The sequence below is a fragment of the Kitasatospora sp. NPDC048545 genome (genome assembly GCF_040651155.1).
Classification (GTDB): Bacteria; Actinomycetota; Actinomycetes; order Streptomycetales; family Streptomycetaceae; genus Kitasatospora.
In genome coordinates this window covers 18,937-33,645 of sequence record NZ_JBEZIQ010000069.1, presented here as the reverse complement: position 1 = coordinate 33,645, position 14,709 = coordinate 18,937, and the positions used below count along the sequence as shown (strand labels likewise).

Annotated in this window: 16 protein-coding genes; 11 read left to right on the top strand and 5 right to left on the bottom strand. The window is 72.3% G+C overall.

The annotated features are described in order from the left end of the window. Positions 1-231: 231 nt before the first annotated feature. From dnaB to AB0D10_RS39860, 5 genes are all read right to left on the bottom strand, one after another. The gene (dnaB, locus tag AB0D10_RS39880; protein ID WP_360265936.1) at positions 232-1,713 is read right to left on the bottom strand and encodes a replicative DNA helicase; all 1,482 of its coding nucleotides are present in this window, start codon (positions 1,711-1,713) and stop codon (positions 232-234) included. Positions 1,714-1,835: 122 nt separating this feature from the next. Beyond that, the gene (locus AB0D10_RS39875; protein ID WP_360265893.1) at positions 1,836-2,990 is read right to left on the bottom strand and encodes a hypothetical protein; all 1,155 of its coding nucleotides are present in this window, start codon (positions 2,988-2,990) and stop codon (positions 1,836-1,838) included. A gap of 572 nt (positions 2,991-3,562) precedes the next feature. Then, entirely contained in the window at positions 3,563-4,312 is a 750-nt protein-coding gene (locus AB0D10_RS39870; protein WP_360265890.1) for a glycosyltransferase, read from the bottom strand. Beyond that, a complete protein-coding gene (locus AB0D10_RS39865) occupies positions 4,309-5,076 on the bottom strand; it encodes a glycosyltransferase (RefSeq protein WP_360265887.1) in 768 nt (255 codons plus the stop codon). The genes AB0D10_RS39870 and AB0D10_RS39865 overlap by 4 nt, the downstream gene beginning before the upstream one ends. Further along, the gene (locus tag AB0D10_RS39860; RefSeq protein ID WP_360265884.1) at positions 5,076-5,888 is read right to left on the bottom strand and encodes a GntR family transcriptional regulator; all 813 of its coding nucleotides are present in this window, start codon (positions 5,886-5,888) and stop codon (positions 5,076-5,078) included. The genes AB0D10_RS39865 and AB0D10_RS39860 overlap by 1 nt, the downstream gene beginning before the upstream one ends. A 373-nt stretch (positions 5,889-6,261) precedes the next feature. Here AB0D10_RS39860 and AB0D10_RS39855 point away from each other — a divergent pair, with 373 nt between their 5' ends. From AB0D10_RS39855 to AB0D10_RS39805, 11 genes are all read left to right on the top strand, one after another. Beyond that, positions 6,262-6,807, top strand: coding sequence for a hypothetical protein (locus AB0D10_RS39855; protein ID WP_360265881.1), 546 nt, complete (start codon positions 6,262-6,264; stop codon positions 6,805-6,807). Between the two features lie 164 nt (positions 6,808-6,971). Further along, the gene (locus tag AB0D10_RS39850; protein WP_360265878.1) at positions 6,972-7,394 is read left to right on the top strand and encodes a hypothetical protein; all 423 of its coding nucleotides are present in this window, start codon (positions 6,972-6,974) and stop codon (positions 7,392-7,394) included. Between the two features lie 224 nt (positions 7,395-7,618). Next, positions 7,619-7,771 carry a hypothetical protein gene (locus tag AB0D10_RS39845; RefSeq protein ID WP_360265875.1) on the top strand — a complete coding sequence of 51 codons (153 nt, stop codon included), beginning with the start codon at positions 7,619-7,621 and terminating at the stop codon, positions 7,769-7,771. 120 nt (positions 7,772-7,891) lie between these two features. Then, positions 7,892-8,149, top strand: coding sequence for a hypothetical protein (locus AB0D10_RS39840; protein ID WP_360265872.1), 258 nt, complete (start codon positions 7,892-7,894; stop codon positions 8,147-8,149). 127 nt (positions 8,150-8,276) lie between these two features. Beyond that, a complete protein-coding gene (locus AB0D10_RS39835; RefSeq protein ID WP_360265869.1) occupies positions 8,277-8,534 on the top strand; it encodes a hypothetical protein in 258 nt (85 codons plus the stop codon). 44 nt (positions 8,535-8,578) lie between these two features. Next, positions 8,579-10,684, top strand: a complete 2,106-nt coding sequence (locus AB0D10_RS39830) for a hypothetical protein (RefSeq protein WP_360265866.1) — start codon at positions 8,579-8,581, stop codon at positions 10,682-10,684. Between the two features lie 234 nt (positions 10,685-10,918). Further along, entirely contained in the window at positions 10,919-11,455 is a 537-nt protein-coding gene (locus AB0D10_RS39825) for a hypothetical protein (protein WP_360265863.1), read from the top strand. Then, entirely contained in the window at positions 11,452-11,688 is a 237-nt protein-coding gene (locus tag AB0D10_RS39820) for a hypothetical protein (RefSeq protein WP_360265860.1), read from the top strand. The genes AB0D10_RS39825 and AB0D10_RS39820 overlap by 4 nt, the downstream gene beginning before the upstream one ends. A gap of 129 nt (positions 11,689-11,817) precedes the next feature. Next, positions 11,818-14,058: a hypothetical protein gene (locus AB0D10_RS39815; protein WP_360265857.1), complete on the top strand. Its 2,241-nt coding sequence runs from the start codon at positions 11,818-11,820 to the stop codon at positions 14,056-14,058. Between the two features lie 3 nt (positions 14,059-14,061). After that, positions 14,062-14,490 carry a hypothetical protein gene (locus AB0D10_RS39810; protein ID WP_360265854.1) on the top strand — a complete coding sequence of 143 codons (429 nt, stop codon included), beginning with the start codon at positions 14,062-14,064 and terminating at the stop codon, positions 14,488-14,490. Positions 14,491-14,573: 83 nt separating this feature from the next. Beyond that, positions 14,574-14,696, top strand: coding sequence for a hypothetical protein (locus AB0D10_RS39805; protein ID WP_360265851.1), 123 nt, complete (start codon positions 14,574-14,576; stop codon positions 14,694-14,696). Positions 14,697-14,709 lie beyond the last annotated feature (13 nt).

Below are 14,709 nucleotides of genomic sequence, written 5' to 3'. Positions count from 1 at the left end.
ATCCAGAACCCAGGTCCAGACGCCTCCCGGACGGCCGTAGGCCAGGTGACGGGTGGCTGCGCGCGCGAGGCCGCACGCGGCCCGGAACTGCCGCTTCGAACGGACGTCCAGGGCGAGGCTCTAGATCGTCCCCTGACGGTCGATCTTGCCCCCGAACGGAGCGACGGAGCCGGGAGGGGGATTCAGGCCGCCAGAGGGGCCGCCAGGCCCCTTCCCGGGCACCTCTGGTGATCAGGTCACGTCGCGGGTCATGTCGACGAAGCGCGAATAGTGGAGCTGCGCGGCCAGCGTGATCGTCGCGGTCGGCCCGTTGCGGTGCTTGCCGACGATCACGTCGACCTCCCCCGCGCGGGGGTGCTCCTTCTCGTAGGCGTCGGGGCGGTGCAGCAGGATCACGATGTCGGCGTCCTGCTCCAGTGAGCCGGATTCGCGCAGGTCGGAGACGGCCGGGGTCTTGTCGGTGCGCATCTCGGGCCCGCGGTTGAGCTGGGCCAGGATGATGATCGGAATGCCGAGTTCCTTGGCGAGCAGCTTGATCGAGCGGCTGATGTCGGAGACCTCCTGCTGGCGGCCATCGTCGCCGCGCCGCTTGCTGCCGCCGGTGATGAGCTGGACGTAGTCGATGATGATCAGCGACAGCTCCGGCACGCGGTGCTTGAGCCGGCGGCACTTGGCCTGGATCTCGGGCAGCGACTGCGCGCTCTCGTTGATGTAGAGCGGCGCGTCGCTGTAGCGCGGCGCCGCAACGGCCAGCTTCTGCCAGGACTCGTCGGTCAGGGTTCCGGCCCGCAGGTGGTGCAGCGCGACCTTGCCCTCGGCCGACAGCGCCCTCATGTTCAGCTCGTCGACAGACATCTCCAGCGTGATGAACGCGGCTGGCCGCCCCGCACCGTCGATCGGCTGGTCGGCGGAGTTGCGTGGCATCGTGCAGGCCCGCGCGAAGTCCATCCCGATCGTCGACTTCCCGTGTCCAGGCCGGCCCGCCACGATGATGACCTGGCCGGACTGCCAGCCCTGGGTGAGGGCGTCCAGGTCGGCGAATCCGGTCGGCACGCCGGTGATGCCCTCGCGGGTGCCGGCTGCCTCGATCGCGTCGAGGGTGCCGCCGACGGTGTCGCGCGGCAGCACGAAGTCGTCCTCGCGCCCCCGGGTCTCCACCACGGCCGCGATCTCGGCGGCAGCAGCAGCGGATACCTCGTCGACCTCGCCCTCCCCGGCGTAGCCCATGCCGACGATGCGGGTGCCAGCCTCCACCAGGCGGCGGAACACGGCCTGCTCGCGGACCTGCTCGGCGTAGTACTCGGCGTTCGCGGCGGTGGGCACCGAGTTGACCAGGGTGTGCAGGTAGGAGGCGCCGCCGACGCGCTCCAGCTCGCCGCGCTTCTTGAGCTCACCGGCCACGGTGATCGGGTCGGCCGGCTCCTTGCCCTTGTGCAGGTCCAGGATCGCGCGGTGGATCGTCTGGTGCGCCGGGCGGTAGTAGTCGTCCGGGCTCAGCGTGTTGGAGACGTCGATGATCGCTGACGCCGCGAGCAGCATGCCGCCCAGCACCGACTGCTCGGCCGCCAGGTCCTCCGGCTGGCCGCCGGGCGGCACCCGCTCGAAGCCGGTGGCGGCCGGCTCGGCCTTCGGCTTACGGCGCCCGCTGCGGGGCCTGGGCACCGACTCCTCGGCCGGCGCCTCGGCATCCGCCCAGTCGATCTCGTCCGGCATCGGCTCGGTAGGTACGCTCACGGTGGATTCCACGGGTTACTCCTGGGGATTCGGGCACGGCCGCCGGGGCCTGGCGAGGTCTCTTCCGGCGGCCGTGCCGTGCTGTCTGGGGTCGGGCAGGGTCAGATGTTGGGCTTGCGCAGCCCGGCGAGCAGGTTCGCCACCTCGGCCGGAGCCGGGACCGGCTTGAAGTCCGGGCCCTCCTTCGGCAGCTGCGGCGGCCGAGACTCCCCGCCGCTCTGCGACGGGATGCACGCCGTACCCAGCACGATCTCGGCCAGCGGCAGGTTCGGAATCCGGTCGCGCTCCAGGACCGAGCTGTGGTTCTTGATGCCGCCCGGGTTCTTGGTCAGCTGCTCCACCAGGAGCCGCCGCGTGCGGTCGTCCAGCTCGGTGACCTTCGGCCAGCCCTGATCGGCCATCGCCTCCAGGAGCGCCTGAGCGAACGCTCTCGCCTTCGCCCTGCCCACCGACCACGGAGACGGGAGCAGCTGGAGCAGCCGGACGGCGGCCGCGGTTTCCTCGGGGTCGAAGACCGCCACCTCCTCCTCCCCCGGCGCAGCCGGCCCGCGACCGGAGGTGTCCATGAGGGGGAAGGGGGAGGAGGTAGTTACCTCCTCCTGGAGGTGTGGAACCAATCCGGCATTGCCGGAAGCTGCTCCCACCTGCGGGAACGCCGTTTTCCGGCCCCTGCTTCCGGCAATGCCGGATCCGGCAATGCCGGAAGCTGCTCCCACCTGCGAAGATCGCCTGTTTGTGGCGTTTCGTCCCCTGCTTCCGGCATTCGCGCTTCCGGCAATGCCGGAAGCTGCTCCCACCTGCGGAGACTCGGCGTCGGCCGGATCGGCGGCAGGACGGTAGTCGGGGTTGTAGGCGGGCCACTCGTAGTACTCGTACGCCACGCCCGCGGAGTGCCGGCCGTCCTCGGACCGCAGGTTGATGAGGCGGATGTAGCCCTTGCTCCGCAACCGCTTGAACGAGTCGTAGACCGAGTCCCGGGAGACCAGCCGGGAGCCGTTCGCGCTGACGACGCCCTGGCCCTGCAGTCGCTCGATCAGCGAAACGGGGGTGACAACGAGCAGCGGAGCGTCCTTCGGTCGACGGGCCTGCTCGCCGAACATGAAGCCGAGCTCCACCAGGATCAGCAGGTCCAACGGGTACTCGACCCGGGTCGGACCGCTGCGCATGTGGGCATGCACCGGCACCGAACTGACCGGGCCACGTTGGCTGATGGCCGCGTGGTCGCTGGACTCCTGGAGGGTGGTCTGGATACTCACTTCGTCACCCCCGACCCGGTGGCAGGCAGGTCGGCCTGGACGACCAGGAGGTGGGTGGACGTGGTCTGGGTATGGGTGTGACGCGTCATGCCCATAGAGGCCAGGAATCCGGGTTCCGTGTGACCCGTGATTGCGTGACGTGCGTCACGAAGGGCCAGGCGATTGCCCGACCGGAACGGCGAAGTGGCGGCGGCCGGGGCAAGCCGGCCGCGCCGCAGGACGGCGGGGGTGGTCAAGGGGGTGGCTCTCTTTCCCGCTGTCGCCAGTCCATCGGCACCAGGCGATTCCCCGGCCGAGCGACGAGACAGGTGTCTCTCGCCCAGACTTAGGTCTGACTGGTACCGTCGGACCAGCGACAGCTAAATAGGTAGTTGAGTCAACGAGAGCGGCCCGGAATCTTGGCGGATTTTGAGGGGCCGCTTTCGCGTTCTCAGGAACAAGTCGTGCAGTGCCTAGCAGGCACCGATCCGGAGCCTAGCCCCGGGCTGGGGCCGATCTCCCATGTCGGATGTCGCCGGGCGTGTCCGCCGAATGCAGCATCAGACGGCCTGCCTGTGGATAGAATTCGCGGCCTACTTGCGGTTGATCCACGAGTGCAGAGCCTCGGCCCGTTCGCGCATCACCTGCATCCGGGCCTCCCACTCCTCGCCCGAGGAGTGATGCGGGTGGCGGGTGATCTGGTGCGGATGCAGGCGGTACATCATCCCGACCTCGGCGTTGAACCACCCGTTCGCGACCGCATCGAGGCCCAGCAACAGGCCGGTATCGCCGGAAGCCGGCAGGGCCAGCCAGCCTCCGAGCAGGGCGACCAACTCGCGGCGCGCGCACAGCGTCGCCGGGTGCACCTGGGCCCGGCGGTGGGTCCGCCAGTGCTCCAGAACGGCGCCCTGGACGATGACGCCGGCGGGCGGGTCCATGTCGAAGCCCTTGGTCGAGCCGTCCTCCAGGAGGTCGAGGACCCGGGAGGTGACCCAGCCAGCCTCGGGGTGGTCCACCAGCGCGGTGATGTCGCGGGCGAGTGATCCGTCCGGCAGCAGGTCGTCGGAGTCGAGAGCCTTGATCAGTTCACCAGTGGAACGGCCGAACGCCATGGTGCGGGCCACCTGCGGACCACCACGCCGTGAGGCGGAGATGCGGATTCGCGGATCGTCCTGCGGCAGGTGGGCGGCAGCGCTGACCCCGTCCCCGTCCTCCTGGACCAGCCATTCCCAGTCCCAGCCATCCGGCAACTCCTGGGCGAGCAGGGACTGGTAGGCCTCCGGAAGATACTTCACGCTCTCGCCGAACACGGGGGTGACGACGGATACCAGACGGTGGGTCACGATGATGCCTCGATCAGTTCAGGGTGGGTCCAGCGCCACCCAGTGCGGCGCAGGGCGTCAAGACGGGTGAGGAGCACGGAGGCCAGCGCGGTGCGCTCGGCGTTCTCCCAATGGGCAGCCTGTGCCGTGACCTGCCCGGGGTGCTTGCGGTAGATCTCGCCGGGCTCCGAGAGGAACCAGCCAGGGGAGACCGCTTCCAGGAGGACCAAGAGTGCGGCGTCCTCGGAGGCCGGCACGGCGGGCCAACCGCCAACCGCGTGGAGCAGATCGGTGTAAGTGGTCACCGTCGTGCCCATCACGGGAAACTGTCCGGCGCGGTAGCCGGCGGCGATGATGCCAGGCTCCAGCGGGCCTGCCGGCGGGTCGATGGTCGATCCGCGCAGCGTGCCGTCGGGCAGTAGATCGACAGCGGATGCGACGGTCCAGCCGATCTCGGGGTGTGCCGACAGGGTGTCGATGCCGTGGCGCAGCGCGTCGGGGGAGAGCAAGTCGTCGGCGTCGAGAGGGCGCACCAGCGTGCCGGTGACTCGGGCGAGTGCCATGGTGCGGGCCATGGCGGCTCCACCGCGTCGACCCGTGCCGTACGAGATCCGCGGGTCCTTCGGCAGCGCTGCGCCTGGGACGCCGGTCTCACCGTCCTCCTGTACGACCCACTGCCACTCCCATCCGTCCGGCAGGCTCTGCGTGCGGAGCGAGTCGTACGCCTCGCCGAGGAAGTGGTGGCCGCCCTCGTACACCGGGGTCACCACACTGATGATGGGCACTAGGACCACCTCTCCAGGGGGGTGCGAAAGATGAGCTCCACGCGGTCGGCGGGCATGGGAATGTCAGCGAGCTCCACCGGCCGACCGTCAGCGTCGTAGCTGATCTTCCGGATGCGGAGCAGCGGGATGCCCGGGGGGATGTCGTAGTCCCGAGCCTCGTCCGGGGTGGGCATGGCTGCCGTGACGTGGTCAACGATCTCGCAGACCTCGATGTCCACCGTGCTCAGCTGGTGCATCATGCCGCCGGCCCACGGTTCCTTGTCCGGGGTGTGAAGGTCGGGATTCGCCTTGATCAGTTCCCACGGCACGTAGCTGTACGACCGGCTGACGCCGGCCTTCTCGCGGTGCTGCCGCTCGTAGGTGATGAGGCGAACCCGCGAACCGGCCGGGATGTGGAGGAGCGAAGCGACGTCTTCGGGTGCGTCGATGAAGTCGTAGTCGGGCTGGTCCTTGTACAGGTCACGCACCGGGATGCCCATGTCGTACTCCGAGACACCACGTGCAGCGCGCTCGGCCTCGCTGGCCCGCACAGCCGCCTTCTCGTCGTGGTAGCGCCGGGTGTCGCGCCGGATAGGCGCGGGGGGAACGCGGACCCAAGTCTTTCCACCAGCGACTCCCGACAGCAGGCCCAGGCGCTTCAACTCCTGCACCACCTTGCTGGCGGTGGGGCTGCTGATGTCGTGCTGTTTGGCGAACGTGGCGATGGTGGGGAACTGGTCGCCGGGTCGGAGACCTTCCTGATCCCCTTGGGCGATCGCCTCTGCCACCTCAGCGATCAGCCGCTGTGTGGGCCGTGGGTCACGAGTGTTCATGAATGAACCTTCGCATCCCTGCCGCCACGAAGGCAAGACCTTTCAAGAAAGGTCTTGCCTGAGCCCTGATCGTGTGTCAGTCTTCTTCTCAGCGGCGAGCTTTCAAGAAAGGTCGGACATCCGGCCTGACCTTGGGAAACGCTGCAAACAGCGGTTGTCAGCCGCCTTCGGGTGGTGGCGAGGTCCCGGGGTTGATGCTCTAGCTCCCCCAAGCGCCGGACGGCTGTACCTCATAGCAACACCAGAACGATCTTTGAGCAGCGTGCTGCGCTGCCTGTCCGCCAGGACCACCCGACATCGGGCCGGCCCTGGCGGGCGGAGAGAGCAGCAACCTCTCGCCCCTCTCCCCCTCGACCTTCCCGGGAGGAACCCGATGTCGACCCGCACCCGTTCCCGCCGCACCTACGGCCGGGCACCGCTCAAGCTCAGCTCGCTCAACCCCGCCAACATCGACCTGGCGCAGGCCTCGATCGTCTGCCCGGAGTGCGACACCTGGCGCCGCGTCGTCGGGAAGACCGACCTCAAGGTGATCGGCCACGAGCGCGGCAAGACCGACCACTGCCCCGGCGGCAACCGCCAGGTCCAGGTCGACCTGACGCCGGACCGGTGGCTCGCCCGCCTGCGGCGCCAGCAGCTCGACGCCCTGTCGCCCGAGACGCGCCGGGCGGCCACCCAGCACTACAAGCCGCTGCCCGCGCAGCCCGGCCCGGTGCACCTGATGGCCACCGCCCGGCCGGAGGCCGACGAGCCCACGGCCGCTCAGCTCAAGAGGCAGGCCCAGCAGCGTACGGCGCAGTGGAAGAAGGTGGTGCAGGTCATCAAGGAGACCGACGACCTGCGGGCCAAGCCGCTGGTCGGTGCCATCGGGCCGATCCGCGGCATCGAGGCCCCGAGGACGACGCTGCACCCCGCCGCCTGACCCACCACCGGCACGAACCGCCACGGCCGCCGCCCACCCCACGCACGACGGGGTGGGCGGCGGCCGTGGCTGCTCGTACGCAGCACAGAGCAGCAAGAAGGCCCCAGGGATTACGGCCCCGGGGCCTTGTCGGTCGCACCGCACCATGACGAGAGGACACGACCGTGGACACCATGATGGCACTCGTCGGCACCCCGGCGAGCAACCCGCACGACGGCGACTTCGACGAGCTGTACGGCCGCTACGCGGTCCGACTGCTCGCCGCGGCCGCCGAGCAGCTCGCCGAGATCAGCCCGGCCGCCGCCGACCTCGACGAGGACCTGGCCGACGCGGTGTGGGACGCGGTCGAGGCCGGCCACTACCCCGAGGGCCGCCGCGGCTTCGCCGGCCTGCTGGTCCTGCTGCGCGACAAGGTCCGCCGAGTCCGCGCCCGTTCGATCGCCGCCAGCGAGGCGATCCGCGAGGTCGTCATCGACCTGGACGACATCGCCGACGAGCCGGTCACCGTGCTCACCACGGTCCGGCCGCTCCCGGCCACCGTCTCCGCCGCCGTCGCGGCCCTCCGCGCGCTCCCGCTGGCCGGGTGACCCCGTGGCCAGCGAGGCCCTGATCAAGCTGCTCGCCGCCAAGGCCGCAGCCGCTGCCGCCAAAGCCGCTGCGCGGGCCGCCGCCGAAGCCCTCAAGGCCGCCACCCCGAAGGGCCGCTAGTGATCACAGACCTGGCCGTCTGCCGCTCCTACATCGGCGGCGGCACCCCCGTTCCCCAGCCCACCCCGCCGGTCCCGCCGGCCACCCCGAAGGACGGCACCCGATGAGCGCTGCCCTGGACTCCACCTACGACACCGACCTGCTGCTGCGCCTGTCACGGCAGGCCACCGCCCGTACGGTCCACCGCCGCCCGGAGGAGGCCGCCCCGGCCCGCCCGCCGCAGCAGCCGGCGCCCGCCCCGGCCCCGACCAGCTGACCGCCTCGGTTTCTGTCGTTCGCCACCGCGCCCACCCCGTACCTCGGGGCCGGGCGCGGCGGTGTTCGAAGGTGCCCGACGCACCCCATCGCCCCGCCCTTCCAACCACGGGAGAAGCCCATGTCCCAGACCGCCGCCCCCGCCCAGTCCCCCGCCGCTGCCGCGCCGTCGCAGGGCACCCACCACTTCATCCTCACCCTCCAGGCCTCCCTCGGCTCCGGGTTCCAGGTGTTCACCACCCAGGGCACCCACACCCCGCCGCAGGCCTGGACCCGGCAGGACTTCTACGAGCAGGTCCGCAGCAGCGTGGTGCGCGAGCACCCGGAGCTGAGCCGCGCGAACGTCCTGTTCTTCGACGTCCAGCCCAACCGGCTCTGACCGTCGGTTTCTGTCGTTCGCTGCCGCCCCCGCCCAGTTCCACCGGGCGCGGGCGGCAGCGTTCGAAGGTGCCCGACGCACCGACCGCCGGAACGCCGGCGGGACCGATCAGGAAGGACCGCCGCACATGTTCAAGCGTCTGCGCAACGCCGTCACCGACACCGCCGTCGAGCTGAAGGGCCACGCCGAGTTCACCCGCGACATCAAGGCCCAGGCCGCCGCCGGCGACCGGGAGGCCGCCGGCACGTTCCGCACCGGCACCCTCGCCGCCGCTCTGACCAGCCGGGGCCGCAACGCCCGCGGCCGCGAGGTCGTCGACTACGTCCAGCAGGTCATCGACACCGACGGCAGCGCCACCCGCGTCGGCTGGCTCCACCGCCGCTGAGCCCACCCCCGCGTTCCCCGCGCCCGTATAGAAGGAGAGCCCCTGTGGCCGCCCGGACCCGCACGACCGCCGCCCGCACCCGCGCGGCGGCCAAGCCCGCCACCCCGACGAAGCCCACCACCGCCCCGGCGGCCGACACCGTGCCCGCCCCCCGCGCCGACGCCACCCCGGCCATTGACCAGGCCGCGGTCGACACCCTGCTGGAGAGCGCCCGTGCCGACGCCGACCAGCTGCGCACCGCAGCGCAGGCCGACGCCGACCAGCTGCTCGCCGAGGCCCGCCAGGCGGTGGCCGACGCCGAGCAGCGCGCCCAGGAGGTGCGGGCCGAGGCCGACGCCGTCCTGGCACAGGCCGAGGAGCAGGCGCAGACCACGGCCGTCGACCTGGACAGCCGGCTGACCACCGCCCGCGAGGAGCTGGCCGACGCGATCCGCCGGCGCACCGCCGCCGAGCAGCACGTCGCCCGCCTGGCGGCGCTGACCGAGCAGCAGATCGCGGCGGCCGAGGACACGGTGGCCCGGCTGCGCACCATCGCCGACGGCGACCTCGCCGCCGCCGAGCAGACGGTCGCCCGACGCCGCCAGGCCGCCGAGAAGCTGCAGGCGGAGGCGGAGGCCGAGAGCGAGCGCATCGTGGCCGCCGGCCGCGAGCGGGCGCAGCAGATCATTGCCGACGCCGAGCAGGTCACGGAGCAGGCGCGCGCGGAGGCCGAGCAGGTCGCCGCGCACGCCGAGCACCTGGTCGTCGAGGCCAAGCAGCGCGCGGCCGACCTGGTGGCCGTCGCCGAGCAGGACGCCGAGGCCCGCCGGGCGTCGGCGGCCAAGGCGCGCGAGGAGTCCGACAGCGACGCGGAGCGGCTGCGGGTGCAGGCGCGGGCGGCGGTCGAGGCCGCTGAGGAGGAGTCGGCGCAGATGCTGGACCGTGCGAGGGAGCAGGCCGGTGAGCTGCTGAAGAGCGCCGAGGCGCAGGCCGAGCAGCTGGAGCGGGAGGCGGCCGAGGTGCTGGCCGCCGCCGAGGGCCAGGCCGAGGAGGCGGTCGCCGAGGTGACGGCGCGGGCCGAGGCGATGGCGTCCGGGGTGGTCCGCAAGGCCGAGGCTGACGCGGCCACGCTCCAGGCCGAGGCCGGGGAGCAGGCTGGCCGCCTGGTCGGCGACGCCGAGGACCGGGTGCGCGAGGTGCTCGGTGCCGGCGCCCGGCAGCAGATGGACGCGCAGGCCCGCCTGGCGGCGATCCGTGAGGAGGCCGAGCAGGCCGAGGCCTTGGTCGCCAAGACGAGGGTCCGCACGAAGTTCGTCGACACCTGGGGCCCTCGGGTCGCGCTCGCCGCGACGATCGTCCTCACCGCGTCCGGTGAGTTCGCGCTGGCCCGCCTGTCCGGCTGGCCCTGGCAGGTCGCCTGGGCGCTGCCGCTGGCGATCGACGTCTACGTCGTGCAGAGCTTCCGGCGCCACCGCGACGTGCTCGGCGCGATCGTGCTGATGGTCGTCTCGAACGCCGGCTACCACCTGGCGGCCGCCGGCCTGGTCGGCGTCCACACCGGCGGCCCCGACAAGGGCAAGCCGCTGTGGTGGCTCATCGTGACGGTCGCGGCCATCGCGCCGTGGGTGATGTGGCGCCTGCACCACATCACCGCCGACGCTGAGAGCGGCCATGGCGACGACGGAACCGGGCCCGGTGAGAGTGAGAGCGACCCGGACGACGATGAGACCACCGACGGCGTCTACGTCGATCTCACCGACGACCTTGCGGCACTCTCACCCGAGACCGGCACCGACCCTGACGGTACGCGAGACCGGCGTGAGATCGGGGCCGGGCACGGTGAGACCAACGGCCGTGAGACCGGACGCCCGATGCGACTGGTTGAGACCGACGGCAGCGAGCGTGAGACCGGCAGGTCAGAGCGCGAGAGCGACCGTGAGACCGGACCAGGCAGCGCGCTCGCCAAGCGGGCCGGTGAGACCAAGCGCCGCGCTTCGGCCCAGGACGCCGAGATCGAGGGCGAGATCACCGCGCTGCTCAGTCTCATGCACCGCCGGGGCGGCGCGGACCTGGTCTCACTGGACGACGCCGAAGAGGTCACCGGCAAGTCCCGGGCGACGGCCGCCCGGCGCCTTGAGACCGCGCGCGGCCGCTTCCGCAAGACCGGCTGAGACCGGCCCGCCCGCTGACGCTCCGACAGGGCGCGCGGCGGCGGCCCGGTCCCACCGCAGCAGTCACAGAGAGCAACGGAAATCGTCGGGTTCTCCGGTGGCCACCAGGGCGCAGACATCGCCCTGGTGACCGCCGAAGGTGCCGACGGCACCGAGCACCACCTTATGACCCGTGCATCCGGCCGGAGCCCGGGTCGACCAACCTTCCCCCCAGCGTGTGAGAGGACGGCCACCGTGGCCCACGACGACGACAACGAGTACGGCTGGAAGGCGGACCAGCTCCGCGCCCCCGGCGGCATGGAGATGTACACCGACCAGATCAAGGGCATCTTCCGCGACCACCGCGACGACTTCCGCGCCCTGGCCAACGACCTCCAGGGCGAGCTGAAGTTCAACCCGCCCGCCGGCGACAACGGCCTCCAGGCCGGCTACCACGCCTGGAAGACCGCCCGGCTGCTCCACCAGATGGAGGGCCACGCCCAGGCCATCATCACCCTGGCCGCGAAGCTGCGCGCCACCCACCACGCCGTCTACGTCGAGCTGCCCAAGCGCCGCGCGGAGAAGGCCGAGACCAAGGCGCTGGAGAAGAGCAGCCAGGGCGCGCAGGTGGCCCGCTCGGCGGGCAACGTCAACGACCTGGTGCGCCGGATGGTCGAGCACGCGGGCCAGAACGGCGCGGCCGGGCAGGGCGACAGCGGGCAGCCGGCCGTGCCCGCGCAGCCCGCCCACCCGCCGGTCTTCGACATGTTCAAGACGGGCACCGGGCAGTGAGCGGCGGGGTCCTCGACAAGGCGGCGCGCCAGGCGGTCGAGCGCCGCCTGGCCAACCTGCACAAGTTCTACGACGACCGGCAGCAGGCCGCCAAGACCGACCAGGAGCTCGCCGCGGTGATGCTCGACCGGGCTCGCGCGATCGCGAAGAACGCGGAGAAGGCGGGCGATCCGAGCAAGTGGTACCTGCTCGCCCAGTACCTCGACGCCTGGTGCAACCAGAACGGAGGGTGACCGGCCGGGGCCCCGAAATCATCATCACCGGCTCCGCGAGCTCATCACGGGGCCCCAAGGCGCGCGCGCGGCGCGCGCGCGTGAGGCTCCCAGATCCGTAACTGACTGTCAACATCGAGAGGAGGCGCGGTGAGCGACTCCGACGACGGAAACGTGGTCACCCTCCACCCCCGAATCGGCCTGCGCCCGCCCATCGGCCAGGCCCCCAACACCCCCGCGCCGGCCCCGGCCCCGACGCTTCCGGCCCCGGCCGTACCGGCACCGGCGGCCGCCTTCCCGCAGCTGCGCCACCGCCGCCCGGCCGCCCCGGCCGTGCTGCCGGTGGCCCTGCCTGCGATCGCCTCCACCGCCCCGGCGGTGACCGCTTCCGGCTCGTCCGCCGCCCCCGCGCTTCCCGCGCCGGGGGCGGCGGGCGGTGCGGCCCCGGTACGCGACGCGGTCGCGCTCGGCATGCTGACGCTGTCCGCGATCTCGCTGGCGGCCGTGCGCGGAAGCGCCGGCATCGTCTCCTGGATCGCCGCGAAGGCCGAGCACGTGAAGGCGGTGCGGGACAAGGCGAAGGACGCCAAGCCCGCCCCGGGCGCCGGCGGCCGGGTCCAGTCCGGACCCGAGTGGGGCCAGCAGACCCGCCAGCGCCAGAACACCTCCGGGCCCACCGGCCGCGGCGGCTCCTCCGGCGGCCCGACCGGGCGCGGCGGCTCCGGAGGGTCCGTGCCCGCGTCCTTCCGCTCCGGGCCGTCCGGGGGCGGCAAGGGCACCGACCGGCCCGGTGCGCAGTCCAAGACCGACAGTCGGACCGACCGTCGCGGCGGCGGGGCGCAGCGGCCGGACCCCGGCCTGTCCACGCGGGCGGGCCGGGCGGGCGACCGCGGCCTGGCGGACCGCTTCAAGAGGGACCAGGAGAAGGACAGGGCCAGGAGGGACAAGGACAAGGAGAAGGAGCGGAGGGAGAAGGAGAAGGAGAAGGAGAGGAAGGACAGGGAGAAGAGGAAGGACCCCGCCTCCACGGGCGGAGGGAGCAGCAGCACGACGCCGGAGAAGAAGTCGGCGGGCGGCTCGTCCGGCCCGGCGGCCGGTGCCGGGAAGAAGGGCGCGGGCGCCGGGACGTCCGGCGGGTCGGCCGGGGCGAAGGGCCCAGCCGGACCGGGGGCGAAGAAGGGCGCTGGTGCTGCCGGCGGTTCGTCCCCCACGGCCCCCGGCGGCGGGAAGAAGGACAAGCCCGGGACGGACCCGGCCGGGCGCACGACGCTGGGCGCGGCGATCAGCGAGGAGGCGGAGCGGCGCCTGGACAAGCGCCGCAAGAACCACACGCCGGTCTGGCGGGCGCCGAAGAAGCGCAAGCCCAAGAAGAAGGGGAAGAAGAAGCCCGCGGCGGGCACATCCTCCGGGGCGCCGAAGACGGCGGCGGCCAGCACGGTCAAGCCCGGGGTGAAGCCGCCCACCAAGGGCAAGACGTCCGGCTCGACCGCGAAGGCCGCCACCGCGAAGGCGAAGAAGGCCGCCCGGGCGAAGAAGGCCGCCGCGGGCGCGGCGGCTGGCACGGCCGGTGCCGCTGCCGGTACGGCCAAGGGGGCGGCTGCCGGGAAGGGCTTCTGGACGAAGGCCAAGGCGAAGGCCGCCCGGCTGAAGGGCCGGGCGAAGCGACGGGCCGGATCCGGCCCGTCCTCGGCGGGGCCGTCGTCCGCGAACGCGGGGAAGCGGGCCCGCTGGGAGCGCACCAGCGCCCGTACCTCCGCCGCCGGCTCCACGTCGTTCTCGGCGTCGTCGGGTGCGCGGACCGGCACCGGGCCGTCGGCCGGCCGGGGCCGGGCGGCCCCGCCGCCCGGCATGGTGCACGAAACGAACGTGAAGCTGGAGGTCATCCGGCCGCCCAAGCCCCCGCCGCCGCCCGCCCCGTCCGTCGCCGCCCCGACGTCCAGGCCCGCCCTGGCCGCCGGGACGGCCTCCCCCACCGCCGCGAGGAACCACAGCATGAGCGATGTCTACGCCCCGTCGGCCGACTCCGAGCTGACCATCTACGACCTGCTGGAGGCCGACAACGACGCCGCCGAGGAGATCCTCGACCGCGTCGACGACGCCAAGGAGGCCGCCCCCGCCTGCGAGGACCTGGAGCACCACCTCGAAAGCCTCAAGGCACAGGTCCTCAACCTGAAGATCCCCGGTCGCCTGCTCGGCTACGTCGACCGGCTGATCGAGAAGGCCGGCCGCGTCAAGAGCGAGGCCGAGGCCCTGGCCGCCGCCCTCCCGGCCGCGTCCGAGGCCATCAAGACCGCCGCCGACCACGCGGCCGCCATCCACCAGCGGCCCGCCGACAAGACCCGCGACCACGGCTACGCCGCCCCGGCCGAGACCGACTACCACAAGGAGTAGCGCGTGTCCGATCTGCTTCCCGCCACCCGCCAGGCCGTCGGCGCCGCCATCGAGGTGGTCTCCGACGGCGTCCGCTACGGCATCCTCATCGCCCGCCTCGCCAAGGCCGGCCTGGCGCTGCGCCACATGGCAGCCCTCGCGAAGTCGACGTTCGAGTACGTCGGCGAGGTCGCCGCCAGCGTGGACCGGCTCGCCGAGATGGCCTCCGGGATGAACGTCGACGCGGGCACCGTCGCCGAGCACCACCAGGCTGCCGACATCATGCGCGGCGCCCTCGCCAACGCCACCACGATGGCGGCCGAGTGCGAGGAGATGTCGAGCCTGTTCGACGAGGCCTCCGACGCGCACCAGGCCGACTACGGCGACGTCGCCGAAGCCTTCCAGGCGATGCCCGTCGAGCCCGCCGACCGCGGCTTCTACGCCAACCGCTGACCCGTCCTCAACACCGTCCGCTGCCCGGCACCGCACCCCGCGGTGCCGGGCAGCGCCGCACCCGACCCCGGAAGGACCATCCCGTGGCCCCCGACAACCGCGGCCCCGAGCCGTCGTCCCTGCCCGCCCGCCTGCTGGCGGCCCTCGTCATCACCGCCGGCGTCCTGTGGCTGCTCGGCGAGTTGTACGCCCGCCTGACCCACTAGAGAGGAGAACACC

What these genes read in the sequence shown, in the direction of transcription:
- AB0D10_RS39860 (WP_360265884.1), bottom strand. Translation starts at nt 5,888, where the DNA reads ATGAACACTCGTGACCCACGGCCCACACAGCGGCTGATCGCTGAGGTG.
- AB0D10_RS39855 (WP_360265881.1), top strand. Translation starts at nt 6,262, where the DNA reads ATGTCGACCCGCACCCGTTCCCGCCGCACCTACGGCCGGGCACCGCTC.
- AB0D10_RS39835 (WP_360265869.1), top strand. Translation starts at nt 8,277, where the DNA reads ATGTTCAAGCGTCTGCGCAACGCCGTCACCGACACCGCCGTCGAGCTG.
- AB0D10_RS39840 (WP_360265872.1), top strand. Translation starts at nt 7,892, where the DNA reads ATGTCCCAGACCGCCGCCCCCGCCCAGTCCCCCGCCGCTGCCGCGCCG.
- AB0D10_RS39845 (WP_360265875.1), top strand. Translation starts at nt 7,619, where the DNA reads ATGAGCGCTGCCCTGGACTCCACCTACGACACCGACCTGCTGCTGCGC.
- dnaB (WP_360265936.1), bottom strand. Translation starts at nt 1,713, where the DNA reads ATGCCGGACGAGATCGACTGGGCGGATGCCGAGGCGCCGGCCGAGGAG.